The following is a 16,274-nucleotide window of genomic DNA, read 5'->3' as shown; positions in this document are numbered from 1 at the left end:
GTGGGAACAGCCGGGGCTGATGGGGTGTTGTGCGCCCCGGTGGTCGAGCCGGGCCCCGGCGGCCGCTAGTTGTTCAAATTGGAACTACCTAGTACGGTCGACCTCCGACGCACCACGACCCGTCCGGGTCCGACCGCGTCCACCCCGGTCCGCGCCGAACCGGCCCGGCCCACCCCCGATCCACGGAGGCCCACCCATGCCGCAGCCCGGCGCCGCCACGGTGCGCTCGCGTGTGCGCATCCCGCTGACCTTCCCCGACGGCTACCGCGCCGACGCGGAGGTCTCCACCTTCCACGGCCTCACCGACGGCGCCGAGCACCTGGCGCTCGCGCTCGGCACGGTCCCCGAGGGCGGCACGCCCCTGGTGCGACTGCACTCCGAGTGCCTGACCGGCGACGTCTTCGGCTCGGACCGCTGCGACTGCGGGCCGCAGCTGCGCGAGTCGGTGGAGCGGATCAGCGAGGCCGGCGGGTACCTGCTCTACCTGCGGCAGGAGGGCCGCGGCATCGGGCTCTACAACAAACTGGACGCCTACGCCCTCCAGGACTCCGGCCTGGACACGTACGACGCCAACACCGCGCTCGGCCTGCCCGAGGACGGCCGCGACTACACCGCGGCCGCCCAGATGCTCGCCGCGCTCGACGCCACGGGCATCGACCTGCTGAGCAACAACCCGGACAAGGCGGCGCAGCTGGCCGACCTGGGGATCGTCGTGCGGCACCGGGTGCCGACGGGGGTGCACCTGTCGGCCAGCAACGTCCGCTACCTGCGGGCGAAGGTGGAGCGGACGGGGCACTCGATCGAGCTGTCCCGGCTGGTCGGCTGAACTGCCGCACGGGCGGCTGGTGACAGATGACAGCTGACAGATTTCAAAATCTGTCAGCTGTCATCTGTTATCTGTTCGCTGTTATCTGTTCGCCGTGATCTGTCAGCCGTCAGCCGTTCGCTGTCACCCGCGCCCCGCGCGCCCCCGGACCGTCCGCAGCACCCCGTACGCCGCCAACGGCAGCGCCACCAGCAGCGCGGCCCAGAAGGCCCCGTGCCCCCACAGCCCGGCGATCGCCCGGAACAGCCCCTCGAACACCGGGATCCGCAGCGCCTCGACCGGGCCCAGCGGCCCCGGCCAGGCGCCCAGGAACAGCGTGGCCGGGACCCAGAGCACGAACAGCCCCTTGGCGGTGGCCGGCGTCCCGAGGGTGCTGACCAGCGACACCACCGCCAGCAGCAGGACGAACCCGGCCTGGTAGTCCGCACCGCCCTGCCCCGTCCCCCACGAGTCGGGCGTCGGGTGCGTCCCGGTGGCCGCCAGCCGGACCTCGACCGCCGCCCACAGCAGCAGCACCAGCACCGCCGTCGTCCCGAGCGCGAACCGCACCCGGTCGCGCGCACCGGCGCCGCCCGTCCGCCACCGCCCGGACGGCGCGCCCCCCGCCCGCTCGGCGGTGCCGGCCCCGGACGGCCCCGCGCCCCGCACGCCCCGCACACCCCGCACGCCCCGCTCCCGCCAGGCCTCCCGGGCCTGCCGTCGGGCCTCCTGAGCCGGCTTCAGCAGCCGGTTGGCGGCCCGCTCGATCAGGACGAGCGAGACCACGGTCGCCACCACCGCCGCGATGCCGGCCCAACTCCCCATCCCGCCCTCGAACACCACGACCCGGTCGGCCACCGACGGCGGCGTCTCCAGCACCGTCATCGGCGGTCCGAGCCGCAGGTAGCCGATGGCGAGGGCTCCGGCGCCGGTCAGCAGCGCCGTGCCGATGCCCACCCGGGCGGGGAAGAAGGCGATCACGGCGGCCGCGACGAGCCCCGCGCCGAGCTGTCCGGCCACCTGCCGGGCCGCGTGCTCGCCGGCGTTCCGCAGGGGGCCGCCGAAGGCGCCGGCGGGCGAGAGGTCGAGCTTCTCCCCCGCCTCGACCGGGTAGCGGAGCACCGCACCCGCCCACAGCAGCAGCCCGAAGGCGAGGAGCAGCAGCAGGACCGCCCCGGCCCGGCGCGGCAGCGCGGTGCGGGCGTGCGGCCACCAGGCCGCCAGCTGCTCCCGCCGCTCCTCCCAGCCCGTCGGCGGCCGGCGGCGCCGGTTGAGCCAGAGCCGGGCCACCCGTCCCTCCTGTCGCACCCCGGCCTCCGGTTCGGGCCGCTCGGGCCGTCCCCGGCCGCGCCGCCGCAGTGCCTCCGCCGCGACCAGGGCCGCCCGGCCGGCCGGCTGCGCCGGGTCGGCGCTCACCGCCCGTCGGCGCAGCGCGGACCAGTGGCGCCGGACCACGTCCCGGGGAGTGGCCGCCGCCGGGTCTGGCGCCGGTCTGCGGGCCACGGTCCGTACGACGGTGCGGGCGCCCGCGCCCATGGCCAGCGCGCCGTCCACCACCGCGGCGGCCACCGCGGCGGCGAGCTCCGAGACCCGCCCGGGCAGCGGCAGTCGGTGCAGTGCGGCGGGCAGCGGCGAGAGCCGGCCGAGCAGCCGCGCGCGTTCCTCGGGCCGGATGCTCAGCCAGACCGCCTGCCGGTGCGCCTCCTCGCGTTCCTCCGGGCTGAGCCCGTCGCCGCCGCGCCGGCCGCCGCCGACGGTGCGGGCCAGCCGGTCCACCTCGGCCAGCACCTCCGGCAGTGCGGCCAGCGCTAGCAGCCGCGAGCAGTGCTCGCCGGCGCACTCGGGGTGGAAGCAGTCGTAGCGGGCGACCACGGCCGGCACCCCGCCCCGGACGAGTTCGTCGATCAGCTCGGCGCCGTCCGGTGCGGTGACGACGCGTTCCAGCCCGGTGGTGTCGATCGGCCGGTCGCGGTAGTGGGGGACGGCGCCCGGGACGAAGGCGGCCCCCAGGGCGAGCACCGCCACCGCGGCCACGGACTCGCGCCGGGAGCCGGGCGCCTTGGCCACGTCGGAGAGGTAGTGCAGGTCGAAGACGGTGTCCTCGACCTCGTCCCGCAGCCAGTCGCGCACCCGTTCCGCTCCCCCGGTGGCCAGCCAGCGGGCCGCCGCGCCGGAGTTCTTGAGCAGCGCCTCGGTGAGCCGGACCGGGTCGGTGAACGGGTTGCCGAGGAAGGTGACCGGCCGGTGGGCCCTGGCCTGCGCCTGCGGTCGGCGGCGGATCACCTCGGGGGTGCCGCCCGCCAGCCAGCTGCGGACCTGCGGGGCGGTCCAGCGGTCCTCCGGCATCTTCGTGAACAGCCCCTGGAGGAGCAGCAGTTGGCGCGGGTCGCGGACGGCGCTGAGGTCGACCTCCTCGCCCATGACCAGTTCCAGCTCCAGCTCCTGGTCGTCCGGGCGCTCGCCGTCCGCGCCGACGAAGCGGGGGCGGCCGACGAACAGTTCGTACAGCACGTTGCCGAGCCCCCACCAGGGCCCGGCCTGGTGGTTCTTGCCGGCCAGCTGCTCGGGGGCCATGTAGGCGACGGTGACCATCATCGCGGAGGTGAACCGGCGGCTGTCGGTGAGCCGGTCGACGCCGCCGAAGTCGGCGATCACGAACTCCCCGGACCCGCTGCCGGGGCGCACCAGGATGTTGGCGGGCTTGAAGTCCAGCGGGTTGCGCTGGATCCGCTGCTGCCAGAAGTCGAGCAGGGCGACCAGCTCGTAGACGATCTGCTCGGTGGTCCGCCGGTCGCCGTGCCCGCCCGACCGCCACAGCCCGGCGACGTGGGCGGCGAGGGTGACCGGCAGGTACTCCATGGCCACCCAGTCGACCTGGGCGCCGTGGTGGCGGACCCGGCCGAAGTCGATCAGCTGCGGGACGTGCCGGCGGAAGCCGTCGTGGCCCAGGTGGGAGAGCAGGTCGTGGTCCATCGGCTGGCCCGCGACGGCCACCTTGACGGCCGCGTCACCGCCGCCGTCGGTGCGCCGGACGTACCAGACGGTGCCCTCGGAGCCGGCTCCGGCCCGGCCCAGCGGGATGAAGCGGCTCCGCAGGGCGTCCGGGAAGACGCCCTCGAACGGACCGCCGGTGTCCGGGGCCCCGCCGAACCCGTCCTCGGGGCCGGCCGGGCTCCCGCCCGCACTCACGCCGCCGCCTCCCCCGGCCGGGGCGGGGCCGCCGGGCCCGATGCCGTCCTGCCAGGAGGACGAGCCGGCCCCCGAGCCCGACCGGGGCCGGACGACCTCGGTCACCGCCTCCGAGTCGGTACCCGGCGAACGTCCCGAGTGCCCCGAGTCCCCCGAACTGCCCGAGCCCCCCGGCCGGTTCGGCCGGAGCTCGGTCGGGGCGTGCGGGTCGAACCTCGGCCCGGTGTCCGGCCTGCGGCGGGTGGCCGCCTCCGGGTCGTACCGCGGCACGTTGCCGGACACCCGACGCGTCGCGGCCTCCGGATCGAAGCGCGGCGGGGCGGCGGGCACCCGACGGGTCGCGGCCTGCGGGTCCACCCGGGCCCGCGGGGTCGCGCCGAGCCGGGACGACCGGTCCGAGGCGTCCTCGGAAGCACGCCAGCGCCCCCGCGACCACCGCTCCACCCTGCTCCCCGGCGGATTCCCCGGCTCGGCTCCGGCGGCCGACCGGGGCCTCGGCCCGCGCCGACCGCCCTCGGCCGGGTCCGCGTCCTCCGTCGTGCCCATGCGACGCTCCCCTCCCCCGCAGCCCGGACCGGCGCGGGGCCGTGACCATGGGCGCACCGGTTCCGGGGTGGATTGTGACGCGTCATCATCCCTCATGGCGGGCGCGGGTGTCGGCCGCTTTCGCGGATCAGGACCGACCCATCGCAGGACCGGTACGCAAGCGCGATCCCCGACGGGGAACCGGCCGCTGTCGACGCCTCGGCCGGCACTGCCCGTACGGCGGTCGGGCCGGGACCGCGACCGCCGAAGCGGAGCAGGACCGGGCGGGAACGGACCGGCCCCCGAGCGGAACTCGAGTCGGCGTCCAGCCGGCCCGCCTCAGCGCTCCTCGACCGGGCGCCCCAGCGGTTCCTCCACGATCCGCCGGGCGATCTCCTCGGGCCGCACCGGGCGTCCGAAGTGCCAGCCCTGCGCCCAGTCGCAGCCCATGGTCCGCAGCCGTTCGGCGTCCCGGTGGGTCTCCACGCCCTCGGCGGTGACGTTCAGCCCGAGCGCGTGCGCCATCGACACCAGTCCGCTGACGATCCGCCACCCGGTGGACTCGTCCTTCCCCGGTTCGTGCAGGTCGCCGACGAAGGAGCCGGCGATCTTCAGCCCGGAGACCGGCAGGTCGCGCAGGTAGGCGAGGTTGGACCAGCCGGTGCCGAAGTCGTCCACGGCCAGCGACACCCCGAGGTCGACCAGCCCGTGCAGGGTGCGCAGCGCCTCGTCCTCGGGCCCGACCACGGTCGACTCGGTGATCTCCAGCTGCAACCGGGCCGGGTCCAGGCCGGTGCTGTCGAGGATCCGGGCGAGGTCGGTGACCAGGGCGGCACTGCGGGCCTGCCGGACCGCCAGGTTGACGTTGAGCTGCGGGGCGGCGTCGCCGTACCGCTTGATCCAGTCCGCGGCCTGGCCGCAGGCCTGCTCCAGCACCCAGCGGCCGAGCGGCATGATCAGCCCGGTCTCCTCGGCGGTGGTGACGAACTCGTCCGGGCCGAGCACGCCGAGCTGCGGGTGGCGCCAGCGCACCAGCGCCTCCACGGCGGCCAGCCGGCCGTCCGCGAGGCGGTAGAGCGGCTGGTAGTCGATGAAGAACTCGCCGCGGTCGAGGGCCGCCGGCATCCGCACCGACACCGCGTAGCGGCTGACCGCCCGGGCGTTCTCCTTGGGGTCGAAGAGCGTCCAGCGGCCGCGGCCGGCCTCCTTGGCGCGGTACAGGGTGAGGTCGGCGGCCCGGACGGCGGCGCCCGGGGTGGTGGTGGACACCCGCCGCTCCAGCACGCCGACGCTGGCGCCGACGGCGAGCTTGTGGTCGCCGATCAGCACCGGCCCGGCCAGCGCCTTGAGCACGGTCTTCGCGGCGGCCACCGCCTCCTGCTCACCCCGGCACTTCTCCAGCAGGACGACGAACTCGTCGCCGCCGAGCCGGGCCACCAGGTGGCCGAGCGGGGTGAGGGCGGCCTTCAGCCGGGCGGCGACGGCGGCCAGCAGCTGGTCGCCCATGTCGTGGCCGAGGCTGTCGTTGACCACCTTGAAACCGTCGAGGTCGACGTAGCAGAGGCCGAAGCGGGCGCCCGGCTCGGGCTCCTCGAACAGCTTCTCCAGCCGCTCGAAGAAGGCCGCGCGGTTGGGCAGGCCGGTGAGCGGGTCGTGGGTGGCCTGGTGGCGCAGCCGCTCCTGGAGCCGGTAGCGGTCGGTGACGTCCTCCAGCATCGCGACCTGGTACTGCGGGATGCCGTCGTCGTCGCGGATCAGCGAGACGGTCAGGTGGGTCCAGATCACCTCGCCGTCCTGGCGGTAGTACGGCTTGTCGAACTGGAAGTAGTCCCGCTTGCCGCTGATCAGCTCCTCGTACGCCTCCCACACGCCGGGGGTGTCCTCGGGGTGCACCAGGTCGCCGACCCGGCGGCCGATCATGTCCTCGGGGCCCGCGCCGAACAGCTCCTGGAGGGCCTTGTTGACCGCCATGATGTTGCCGTCGGTGTCACCGATGCCGATGCCGATGGCGGCGCTCTCGAACAGCGCCCGGAACCGGGCCTCGGAGGCGCGCAGCGCCCGCTCGGCCTCCTTGCGGGCGCTGTCGGCGGCGGTGCGGATCGCCTCCTGCTCGGTCAGCGTGCGCTCGCGCAGGGCGGCCGCCCAGCCGGCCGCGAAGGCGCCGGTCAGGGCCGGGCCGCGGTCGTCCTGGACGGGCTGCGCCTGGAGCAGCTCGACCGCCCGGGCCAGCAGCACCGGGTCGGTGAAGTGCGCGTCGACCAGGTCGGCGCCGGCCTGCGCGGCCAGCCGCGGCTCGAACGGCTCGTCCTCCTGGGCGCGGTGCAGCAGCGCGGCGGTGCGCGCGACCAGCCGGCCGAGCAGGCCGGGGTGGACGGCGGTGCCGTGGTCGGCGGAGAGCAGCCGGGCCCACTCCTCGTGGAACCGCTCCGCGTTGCCGCGCACCGGGGTGGTACTCATCTGCTGAACCTGGTTCCTCTGGTGTACGCGCCGGTTCCGGCGGGCCCGGCAGGCCTTGCGGGCCGAGCGGGCCGGGCAGGCCTCGCGACGGCCGCCGCGCGGGGCGTGCGGCCGTCGGTGCCTCGTCCGTCGCGTCCGCTCAAGGGCGGATCCCCACGCCCGCCACCCCGGCGATCCGCTCGGGGTGCTCACCGACCGTACCCGGCTGGTCCGGACGCCACAGCGGCAGGTGCACCACGCCCGGCTCGACCAGCTCGAAGCCGGAGAACATCGCGGTGATCTGCTCGTGGGTGCGCATGGTCAGCGGGGTCGGCGTCCGCTGGTAGAGCTTCTGGTGGTCCTCGGCCTGGTCGGGGCGGCTCTCCAGGGCGGCGTGCGAGAGCACCAGCGCGCTGCCGGGCGGGAGGGCGTCGCGGATCGTTCCGATCAGCCGCCACGGGTCGTCCTCGTCGCCGACGAAGTGCGCGACGGCGACCAGCAGCACGGCCACGGGCTCGCCGGCCGCCAGCAGCTCGGTGACCTCGGGGCGGGCCAGCAGGTCGTCGACGTCGCGCAGGTCGGCCTGGGCGACGGCGCAGTCGTGGTCGTCCTCCAGCAGCAGGCGGCTGTGCGCGACGGCGACCGGGTCGCGGTCCACGTAGACCACCTTGGCCTCGGGGCGGATCGCCCGGGCGATCTCGTGCACGGCGCCGAAGGTCGGGATGCCGGAGCCGATGTCCAGGAAGCGGGTGACGCCCTGCTCGGCGAGGAAGGTCACGGCGCGGCGCAGGAAGGCGCGGTTGGAGCGCATGATCTGCGGCAGCTCCGGCCACATGGCGATCGCCTTGCGGGCCATCTCCCGGTCGACCTCGAAGTTGTGCGAGCCCCCCAGGTAGTAGTCGTAGACCCGCGCGGCGTTCGGTTTGTCCAGGTCCGTGCCCTCCGGTACCCAGCTCGGTCGCCGCATGCCTGTGACTCCTTCACTCCGGTTTCTGGGGTCGCAGCGCCCAGGGGATGCTGCCGTGACTGATGAGACTACAAGCACAGAAGATCCTCCCCCGCACCCCGAACGGGTGCAAGCGGAGTGCTTCCTTCCTCCCGGACGGGCGCTTCCGGAAGATTCACCTCCGGTTACCGGCCGTGCCACGGACCAACTCGGCAACGGTCCAACGGCGTTCACCCCTCGGAGCGACCGGCCCGGACTAGGGTGGGGCCGTGGACCCCAACCACTACCGATTCCGGGGCGTCTGGCGGCTCGCGGCTCCGGCGACCGCCGTGTACGCGGCCCTCGAGGACGTGCGGAGCTATCCGCTGTGGTGGCCGGAGATCCGCGAGGTCCGACCGACCGGCGAGGACTCCGGGGACGTGGTGGTGCGCGCGCTGCTGCCGTACCGGTTGGTGATCGGGCTGGCGGCGAAGCGGCGCGACCCGGCCGCCGGGGTGCTGGAGGTGGCCATGCGGGGCGACCTTGCCGGGTGGTCGCGGTTCACGGTGACGCCGGACCTGGCGGGCGGGGCCAGCGAGGCGGGTGGACCGAGCGGGGCCCGCGGGCCGGGCGATCCGGGCAGCCGGGTGCTGTTCGAGGAGGAGACCCGGCCCGGCAAGCCCCTGCTGCGCCGGCTCGCCCTGCCGCTGCACCCGCTGTTCCGGGCCAACCACGCGGTGATGATGCGCCGGGGGCGGCGGGGGCTCGCGGCGTACCTGGCGGGGGCGGCGGCGGGGTGACGGGCGTCGAGCGGCGTGACGGGCGTCGGAGGACGGATGGCGGCGAACAGATGACAGACGACAACTTTCAGCGAACAGATGACAGCTTTCGAAATCTGTCATCTGTTTGCGACACCCCCGGCCCCGCACCCACCGACGTCCCCGCCCCCGACTTCGGCTTCGACGCCCCCTTCGACCGCACCGGCACCGGCAGCAGCAAGTGGGCCCGCGCGGACGCCCCGGGGACGATCCCGATGGGCCTCGCCGACATGGACCTGCCCGGACCGCCCGCCGTCGCCGAGGCACTGGAGCGGCGCGCCCGCCACCGCGCGTACGGCTACACGGTCTGCGACCCGGCCGGCCGCGCGCTGGTGGCCGACTGGTACCGCACCCGGCACGGCGCCGCGGTCGACCCGGACTGGGTCCTGCTGCTGCCCTGCGGCCCGCGCACCGCGCTGCGCGTCCTCCTGGAGACCGTACGGCCGCAGGCCCCCGTCCTCTTCCCCACCCCCGAGTGGGGCGGCTTCGCCCAGCTCTGCCGCGCGGCCGGCCTCCCGTACCGCGAGCTGCCGCTGCACCCGGCGCACCCGCCGCAAGTACTGCACCCGGGCCCGAGCGGCTACCGGCTCCCGTCGGGCCCGCTCCCCCGCCCCGTCGGCGCCGTACTGCTGAGCAACCCGCACAACCCCTCCGGCACGGTGTGGCCGGCCGACGCCGTGCGCGCGCTCGCCGCCCGGGCGGCCGAGAGCGGTGCGCTGCTGGTCTCGGACGAGGTGCACGGCGACCTCACCCACCCCGGCCGTGCCCACCCCGTCGCCGTCACCACCGCCGACCCGGCGCACCGGCCCCTCGTCGTCACCCTCAACTCCGTCGGCAAGACCTTCAACTGCTCCGGCATCCCCAGCGGTTTCGCCCTCGTCCCCGACCCGGGGCTGCGCGCCCGGTTCACCGAGGCGCTGGCCGGCTACGGCCTCTGGGAGGGCGGCCTGCTGGAGCAGACCGTGCAGCAGGCGGCGCTGCGCGAGGGCGGGCCCTGGCTGGACGCGCTGCTCGCCCACCTGGCCGCCGCCCGCACCCGGCTGACCGACCGGCTCGGGCCCGCCGTCCGCGCCACCCCGCGGGCCTCCTACCTGCTCTGGCTGGACGCCGCCGCGCTCGGCCTGCCGCCCGCCGACGCCCGCCGGGCGCTGCTGGAGCGCTGCGGCCTGGAGGCCTCCGACGGCGCCGACTTCGGGCCCGGCGGCCGGGGTTCACTGCGCCTGAACTACGCCCTGCCGGGGCCGGTGCTGGCGAGCGCCCTGGAGCGGCTGGAGCGCCTGTGACCCCGGCACGTGCCCCGGCCGGGCGCGGGCCGCTCCCTGCCCGCCGGTCGGCCTGACAGCCCCGAACTCACCCGTTCGCCACAGCTCTGACCTGCGAAAAAGAACGTTCACACGATTTTTGCGGGGCATCCCCGCATGCTCCGTAGCAGACTGGGCAAGGTAGACCGGGCCGCAATCGTGATCCCGAGGATGGTGAGTCCGGTGATACCGGTATCCCGCACCACTCCGCCCGACCGGCAGAGCACGCCAACACCCCCGCCGGGGGTGACCCCGTTGACCGAATCGGGGGCGCGCAGCCACGTGTCGGGCGTCTGCTTCAAGATCGGACCGCCCCGTCTGGTGGGGGTGGAGGTCGAATGGTTCGTCCATGACGATCGATGTCCGTCCCGCCCCGTACGGCCGGAACTGCTCCACGCCGCACTGGAGTCGCTGCCACTCGGCGGACCGGACGGCGTCTCCCTCCCCTCCGGTTCGCGCCTCACGCTCGAACCCGGCGGACAGGTCGAGCTCAGCTCCCCGCCCGCCACCGGCCTCCTGGCCTGCGTCGAGGACACCCGACGCGATCTGACCGCCCTGCGGGCCGCCTTCGCGGCACAGGGCCTGCGACTCACCGGCACCGGGACGGACCCGTACGCCCGCCCCCGACGGATGGTGCTGGACCACCCCCGCTACCTCGCGATGGAGCGCTTCTTCGACTCCGCCGGGCCCTGGGGCCGCATCATGATGACCGGCACCGCGTCGGTGCAGGTCTGCCTGGACGCCGGCGAGGCGGACGGGCCGCACGCGGTGGAGCGCCGCTGGCGACTGGCCCACCGGCTCGGCCCGGTGCTGGTCGCCGCCTTCGCCAACTCACCGACACTGGACGGCAGTTCTACCGGCCATCGGTCCACCCGGCAGGCCGTCTGGTCCCGAATGGACCCGACCCGCACGCTCGCCCCGGAGCCGGACCACGGCGACCCGCGCGAGGCCTGGGCACAGTACGTGCTGGATGCCCAAGTCCTGTGCGTACGAAGGCCCGAGGGCCTGCCCTGGACGGCCCCGACCGGGCTGACCTTCCGCGACTGGATCCGCGGCGCGGGCGAACGCCCGCCCACGCTCGACGACTTGGACTACCACCGCACCACCCTCTTCCCGCCGGTGCGCCCGCGCGGCCACCTGGAGCTGCGGATGATCGACGCCCAGCCCGGGGACGGCTGGGTGGTGGTCGCCGCACTGGTCACCGCCCTGCTGGACGACCCGGTGGCCGCCGATGCCGCGCTGGCCGCGCTGGAGCCGCTGGAACGCACCGACGGTCCGCGCCCGCCGCGCAGCGAGGTCTGGCGCCGGGCCGCCACCCTGGCCATGGCCGACCCGGAGCTGCGCCGGGCCACCCTCACCTGCTTCGCCGCCGCCGACGCCGCACTGGGCCGCCTGCCCGGCGCCGGTCAACTGCGCACCGTCGTCGCCGAGTTCGCCGAGCGCTACCCCGCGCGCGGCCGCTGCCCGGCCGACGACCAGCTGGACGCCCTGCGCTCCGGCACCCGACCCGCTCCCCCGGAGGAGGCCGCACCATGACCGACATCCGACCCCACGGGGGCACCGAGGCGGCCGGCCCGGACCGCAGCACCGGCCCGACCGCCGCCACCGCCACCCCTGACGCCGCCGCCACCGGCACCGAGGCGCTGCGCGAGAGCATCGCCACCGAGCTGCTGGCCGCCCGCGCCCGCACCGCCGCGCTGACCGACTGCGTCGGGGACGGCGACCTCACCGCCCAGCACTCCCCGCTGATGTCCCCGCTGGTCTGGGACCTCGCGCACATCGGCAACCAGGAGGAGCTCTGGCTGCTGCGCAACGTCGGCGGCCGCGACCCGATGCACCCCGAGATCGATCCGCTCTACGACGCCTTCCAGCACCCCCGCGCCGAGCGCCCCAGCCTGCCGCTGCTGCCGCCCGCCGAGGCCCGCGCCTACGCCCACGAGGTGCGCGGCCGGGTGCTGGACCTGCTGGCGGCGAGCCCGCTGGAGGGCGCGCCGCTGCTGGACGCCGGGTTCGCGTTCGGGATGATCGCCCAGCACGAGCAGCAGCACGACGAGACGATGCTGATCACCCACCAGCTCCGCCAGGGCGAGCCGGCCCTGGCCGCCCCACCGCCACCGCCCGCGCCCGCCGACGCGGCCGCCCTGCCCGCCGAAGTCCTGATCCCCGCGGGCCCGTTCACCATGGGGACGGACACCGAGCCGTGGGCGCTGGACAACGAGCGCCCGGCGCACACCGTCGACCTGCCGGCCTTCCTGCTGGACACCACCCCGGTCACCAACGCCGCCTACCAGCGGTTCATCGCGGACGGCGGCTACGACGACCCGCGCTGGTGGACGCCGGAGGGCTGGGAGCACCGCCGCCGCGCCGACCTGACCGCCCCGCTGTTCTGGCGCCACCAGGACGGCCAGTGGCTCCGCCGGCGCTTCGGCACGGTGGCGCCGGTCGAGCCGGACGAGCCCGTCCTGCACGTCAGTTGGTACGAGGCGGACGCGTACGCCCGGTGGGCCGGCCGGCGGCTGCCGACCGAGGCCGAGTGGGAGAAGGCGGCCCGGCACGACCCGGCCACCGGCCGCTCCCGCCGCTACCCCTGGGGCGACGGCCCGCCCGGCCCCGAGCACGCCAACCTCGGCCAGCGCCACCTGCGCCCGGCCGGGGCGGGCAGCTACCCGAAGGGCCGGTCCCCGTACGGGGTGGGCCAGTTGATCGGCGACGTGTGGGAGTGGACGGCCAGCGACTTCCGCCCCTACCCGGGCTTCCGGGCCTGGCCGTACCGGGAGTACTCGGAGGTGTTCTTCGGCCCCGAGCACAAGGTGCTGCGCGGCGGCTGCTTCGCGGTGGCGCCGGTCGCCTGCCGGGGCACCTTCCGCAACTGGGACTACCCGGTCCGGCGGCAGATCTTCGCCGGGTTCCGCACCGCCCGCGACCTGGAGGCGGACTGATGTGCCGTCACATCGCCTACCTGGGCGAGCCGGTGGCGCCCCGAGAGCTGCTGGTGCACCCGCCGTACGGGCTGTACCGGCAGTCCTGGGCGCCCCGGGTCCAGCAGTACGGCACGGTCAACGCGGACGGCTTCGGCCTCGGCTGGTACGCGGACGGCGACGAGGTGCCCGCCCGCTACCGCCGGACCGGGCCGATCTGGGCGGACGAGGCCTTCGCCGACCTCGCCCGGGTGGTCCGCACCCGGGCGCTGCTGGCCGCCGTCCGGTCCGCCACCGAGGGCTGCGCACCGGGCGAGGGCGCGGCCGCGCCGTTCGCCGCCGAGCGCTGGCTGTTCAGCCACAACGGCGCGGTGGCCGGCTGGCCCGGCAAGCTGGACGCCCTGGCCGCCCTGCTGCCCCCGGCCGAACTCCTGGACCTGGAGGCGCGCACCGACTCGGCGCTGCTGTGGGCGCTCACCCTGCACCGGCTGCGGGACGGCGCCGGGCCGGGCGAGGCCCTGGCGGGCACCGTCGCGGACGTCACCGCGCACACCACCGGGCGGCTCAACCTGCTGCTCACCGACGGCGCCTCGATCGCCGCGACCACCTGGGGCGACACCCTGTACCACCGCACCCTGCCGGGCCTCGGCACGGTGGTGGCCTCCGAACCGTACGACGACGCGCCGGGCTGGACGTCCGTCCCCGACGGTTCGCTGCTGCTGGCGGACTCGCGCGGCGTCACCGTACGCCGCCTTCCCGGCCGCGACTGATCCCCACTCTTCCTTCACCTTCTGAACAGAGGAACCACCCTGTCATGGACACCTTCGAACTCACCCGACTGCTGCCCGCCGACCACTTCAGCACCGCGCTGCGCCACGACGTGCAGCACGGACTGACCGCGCGGCCCAAGTGGCTGCCGCCGAAGTGGTTCTACGACGCGCGGGGCAGCGAGCTGTTCGAGGAGATCACCCGGCTGCCCGAGTACTACCCGACCCGGGCGGAGCGGGCCATCCTGACCGCCCGGGCCGGCGAGATCGCCGCCGCCACCGGGGCCCGCACCCTGGTGGAGCTGGGCTCCGGCTCCTCCGAGAAGACCCGGCTGCTGCTGGACGCCCTGCGCGCGCTCGGCACCCTGGAGACGTACGTCCCGGTGGACGTCAGCGAGAGCGCGCTGACCGCGGCCGGCGCCGCCATCTCCGCCGAGTACCCCGGGCTCGCGGTGCACGGCGTGCTCGCCGACTTCACCGCCGGGCTCGGCCTGCCCCCGGAGGGCGGCCCGCGCCTGGTCGCCTTCCTCGGCGGCACCCTCGGCAACCTGCTGCCCCTTGAGCGCGCGGCCTTCCTGCACGGCCTGCGCACCGCCCTCGACCCGGGCGACTTCCTGCTGCTCGGCACCGACCTGGTCAAGGACCCGGCGGTGCTGGTCGCCGCCTACGACGACTCCGCCGGGGTGACCGCCGAGTTCAACCGGAACGTGCTGAACGTGCTCAACCGCGAGCTGGGCGCCGACTTCGACCCGGACGCCTTCGAGCACGTCGCGCTCTGGGACGCCGAGCAGGAGTGGATCGAGATGCGGCTGCGCTCGCTGCGCGCGCAGTCCGTGAAGATCCCGGCCCTGGACCTGCCGGTGCACTTCGCCCGGGGCGAGGAGCTGCGCACCGAGGTGTCGGCGAAGTTCCGCCGGGAGCGGGTGGCCGGGGAACTGGCGGCGGCCGGGCTGCGGCTGAGCCACTGGTGGACCGACCCGGAGGGCCGGTTCGGGCTCTCGCTCGCCTCGCCGGCCTGACCGCCACTCCCGGACGGCCCAATTTGCTTGTTCACCTTACGAATTCTCAGAGCGAAACTTGAGGTTCCCGGTGTACAAGACTTAAACGAATAGGGGTTACGATCTCGGCTACCGAGCTCAGCGTTGAGTACCAGGAGTCAGATCGTGAGCGTCACCCAGAAGCCCTCCGGGGCGGTCGAGGCCCCCGCGCCCGGCCGCCTCGGCTTCGTCGTCTTCATCACCGCGGCAGCGGCCCTCGGCGGCTTCCTGTTCGGCTACGACAGCTCCGTGATCAACGGCGCCGTCTCCGGCATCCAGGAGAAGTTCGGCGTCGGCAGCGGCGTGACCGGTCTGATCGTCTCCTCAGCCCTGCTGGGCTCGGCGGTCGGCGCCGCGATCGCCGGACGGTTCGCCGACCGGTACGGCCGCATCAAGGTCATGAAGGCGGGCGCCCTGCTGTTCGCGATCAGCGCGGTCGGCTCGATGCTGCCGTTCTCCGCCTGGGACCTCGCCCTCTGGCGCGTCCTCGGCGGCGCGGCCATCGGCATCGCCTCGGTGATCGCCCCGACCTACATCGCCGAGGTCGCGCCGACCAAGTACCGGGGCCGGCTGGCCTCCTTCCAGCAGGCCGCGATCGTGCTCGGCATCGCGATATCCCAGCTGGTCAACTGGGTGCTGGCGCAGGCGGCCGGCGGCGACACCCGCGGCCGGCTGCTCGGCCTGGAGGCCTGGCAGTGGATGCTCGGCATCTGCGTCGTCCCGGCCGCGGTCTACTTCGTGCTCGCCTCGGTGATCCCCGAGTCCCCGCGCTACCTGATCCAGGCCGAGCGCCTGGACGACGCCCGCAAGGTGCTCGCCGAGGTCGAGGGCGAGGGCGTGGACACCGACGCCCGGATCGCCGAGGTCCAGGCGCTGATCGCCTCCGACCACCGCCCGCGCTTCCGCGACCTGCTCGGCGGCCGCTTCGGCCTGCTCCCGATCGTCTGGGTCGGCATCGGCCTGTCGGTCTTCCAGCAGCTGGTCGGCATCAACGTGATCTTCTACTACTCGTCGATCCTGTGGCAGTCGGTCGGCATCGACCAGGGCAACTCGCTGCTGATCAGCTTCGTCGGCTCGGTGATCAACATCCTCGGCACCGTGATCGCGATCGTGCTGGTCGACCGGGTCGGCCGCAAGCCGCTCGCCCTGATCGGCTCGGCCGGCATGGCGGTCGCGCTCGGCACCGCCGGCTGGGCCTTCTCCTCGGCCACCGGCAGCGGGGACAACCTCACCCTGCCCGACCTCCAGGGCACCGTCGCGCTGGTCGCCGCCAACGCCTTCGTGCTGTTCTTCGCGATGTCCTGGGGCGTCGTCGTCTGGGTGATGCTCGGCGAGATGTTCCCGAACCGGATCCGCGCCGCCGCGCTCTCCGTCGCCGCCTCCGCGCAGTGGATCGCGAACTGGGTGATCACCGTCTCGTTCCCGTCCATGTCGCGCTGGAACCTGTCGGCGACCTACCTGATCTACGCCGCCTTCGCGGCGCTCTCCATCCTCTTTGTGGCGAAGTTCATGAAGGAGACCAAGGGCGTCCGGCTGGAGGACATGGGCTGATC

11 protein-coding genes are annotated in these 16,274 nt (G+C 74.8%); 8 read left to right on the top strand and 3 right to left on the bottom strand.

Going from position 1 to position 16,274, the window contains the following annotated elements; genetic code table 11:
- Positions 1-196 precede the first annotated feature (196 nt).
- Complete coding sequence (locus AMK13_RS26460) at positions 197-826, top strand: GTP cyclohydrolase II (protein WP_049659023.1); 630 nt, start codon at positions 197-199, stop codon at positions 824-826.
- Between the two features lie 123 nt (positions 827-949).
- Here the strand turns inward: AMK13_RS26460 and AMK13_RS46050 are convergent, their stop codons facing one another.
- The 3 genes from AMK13_RS46050 to AMK13_RS26445 form a co-directional block, all read right to left on the bottom strand.
- On the bottom strand, positions 950-4,099 hold the full coding sequence (locus tag AMK13_RS46050; RefSeq protein ID WP_206745851.1) for a protein kinase domain-containing protein: 3,150 nt from the start codon (positions 4,097-4,099) through the stop codon (positions 950-952).
- Positions 4,100-4,858: 759 nt separating this feature from the next.
- Positions 4,859-6,976, bottom strand: a complete 2,118-nt coding sequence (locus AMK13_RS26450) for a putative bifunctional diguanylate cyclase/phosphodiesterase (RefSeq protein ID WP_079272470.1) — start codon at positions 6,974-6,976, stop codon at positions 4,859-4,861.
- Between the two features lie 139 nt (positions 6,977-7,115).
- On the bottom strand, positions 7,116-7,922 hold the full coding sequence (locus AMK13_RS26445; protein ID WP_074004343.1) for an SAM-dependent methyltransferase: 807 nt from the start codon (positions 7,920-7,922) through the stop codon (positions 7,116-7,118).
- A gap of 248 nt (positions 7,923-8,170) precedes the next feature.
- Here AMK13_RS26445 and AMK13_RS26440 point away from each other — a divergent pair, with 248 nt between their 5' ends.
- The 7 genes from AMK13_RS26440 to AMK13_RS26410 all read left to right on the top strand — a co-directional run bounded on the left by AMK13_RS26440 (position 8,171) and on the right by AMK13_RS26410 (position 16,272).
- Positions 8,171-8,680, top strand: coding sequence for an SRPBCC family protein (locus tag AMK13_RS26440; RefSeq protein ID WP_074004342.1), 510 nt, complete (start codon positions 8,171-8,173; stop codon positions 8,678-8,680).
- Between the two features lie 50 nt (positions 8,681-8,730).
- A complete protein-coding gene (locus AMK13_RS26435; protein ID WP_107418846.1) occupies positions 8,731-9,981 on the top strand; it encodes an aminotransferase class I/II-fold pyridoxal phosphate-dependent enzyme in 1,251 nt (416 codons plus the stop codon).
- Between the two features lie 273 nt (positions 9,982-10,254).
- Positions 10,255-11,535, top strand: a complete 1,281-nt coding sequence (gene egtA / locus AMK13_RS26430) for an ergothioneine biosynthesis glutamate--cysteine ligase EgtA (RefSeq protein ID WP_241853032.1) — start codon at positions 10,255-10,257, stop codon at positions 11,533-11,535.
- A complete protein-coding gene (egtB, locus tag AMK13_RS26425; protein WP_079272469.1) occupies positions 11,532-12,938 on the top strand; it encodes an ergothioneine biosynthesis protein EgtB in 1,407 nt (468 codons plus the stop codon). The genes egtA and egtB overlap by 4 nt, the downstream gene beginning before the upstream one ends.
- Complete coding sequence (gene egtC, locus AMK13_RS26420; RefSeq protein ID WP_074004339.1) at positions 12,938-13,687, top strand: ergothioneine biosynthesis protein EgtC; 750 nt, start codon at positions 12,938-12,940, stop codon at positions 13,685-13,687. Before egtB ends, egtC begins: the two co-directional genes overlap by 1 nt.
- A 44-nt stretch (positions 13,688-13,731) precedes the next feature.
- On the top strand, positions 13,732-14,703 hold the full coding sequence (egtD, locus tag AMK13_RS26415) for an L-histidine N(alpha)-methyltransferase (RefSeq protein ID WP_074004338.1): 972 nt from the start codon (positions 13,732-13,734) through the stop codon (positions 14,701-14,703).
- Positions 14,704-14,844: 141 nt separating this feature from the next.
- Positions 14,845-16,272, top strand: coding sequence for a sugar porter family MFS transporter (locus AMK13_RS26410; RefSeq protein ID WP_074004449.1), 1,428 nt, complete (start codon positions 14,845-14,847; stop codon positions 16,270-16,272).
- Positions 16,273-16,274 lie beyond the last annotated feature (2 nt).

It is taken from the genome of Streptomyces sp. CB02056, assembly GCF_001905545.1.
Lineage (GTDB): Bacteria > Actinomycetota > Actinomycetes > Streptomycetales > Streptomycetaceae > Kitasatospora.
Note: the sequence above shows the minus strand (reverse complement) of the source record. Positions and strands in the feature narration are given on the sequence as shown.

What these genes read in the sequence shown, in the direction of transcription:
- egtC (WP_074004339.1), top strand. Translation starts at nt 12,938, where the DNA reads ATGTGCCGTCACATCGCCTACCTGGGCGAGCCGGTGGCGCCCCGAGAG.
- AMK13_RS26445 (WP_074004343.1), bottom strand. Translation starts at nt 7,922, where the DNA reads ATGCGGCGACCGAGCTGGGTACCGGAGGGCACGGACCTGGACAAACCG.
- egtD (WP_074004338.1), top strand. Translation starts at nt 13,732, where the DNA reads ATGGACACCTTCGAACTCACCCGACTGCTGCCCGCCGACCACTTCAGC.
- egtB (WP_079272469.1), top strand. Translation starts at nt 11,532, where the DNA reads ATGACCGACATCCGACCCCACGGGGGCACCGAGGCGGCCGGCCCGGAC.
- AMK13_RS26435 (WP_107418846.1), top strand. Translation starts at nt 8,731, where the DNA reads ATGACAGACGACAACTTTCAGCGAACAGATGACAGCTTTCGAAATCTG.
- AMK13_RS26450 (WP_079272470.1), bottom strand. Translation starts at nt 6,976, where the DNA reads ATGAGTACCACCCCGGTGCGCGGCAACGCGGAGCGGTTCCACGAGGAG.
- AMK13_RS26460 (WP_049659023.1), top strand. Translation starts at nt 197, where the DNA reads ATGCCGCAGCCCGGCGCCGCCACGGTGCGCTCGCGTGTGCGCATCCCG.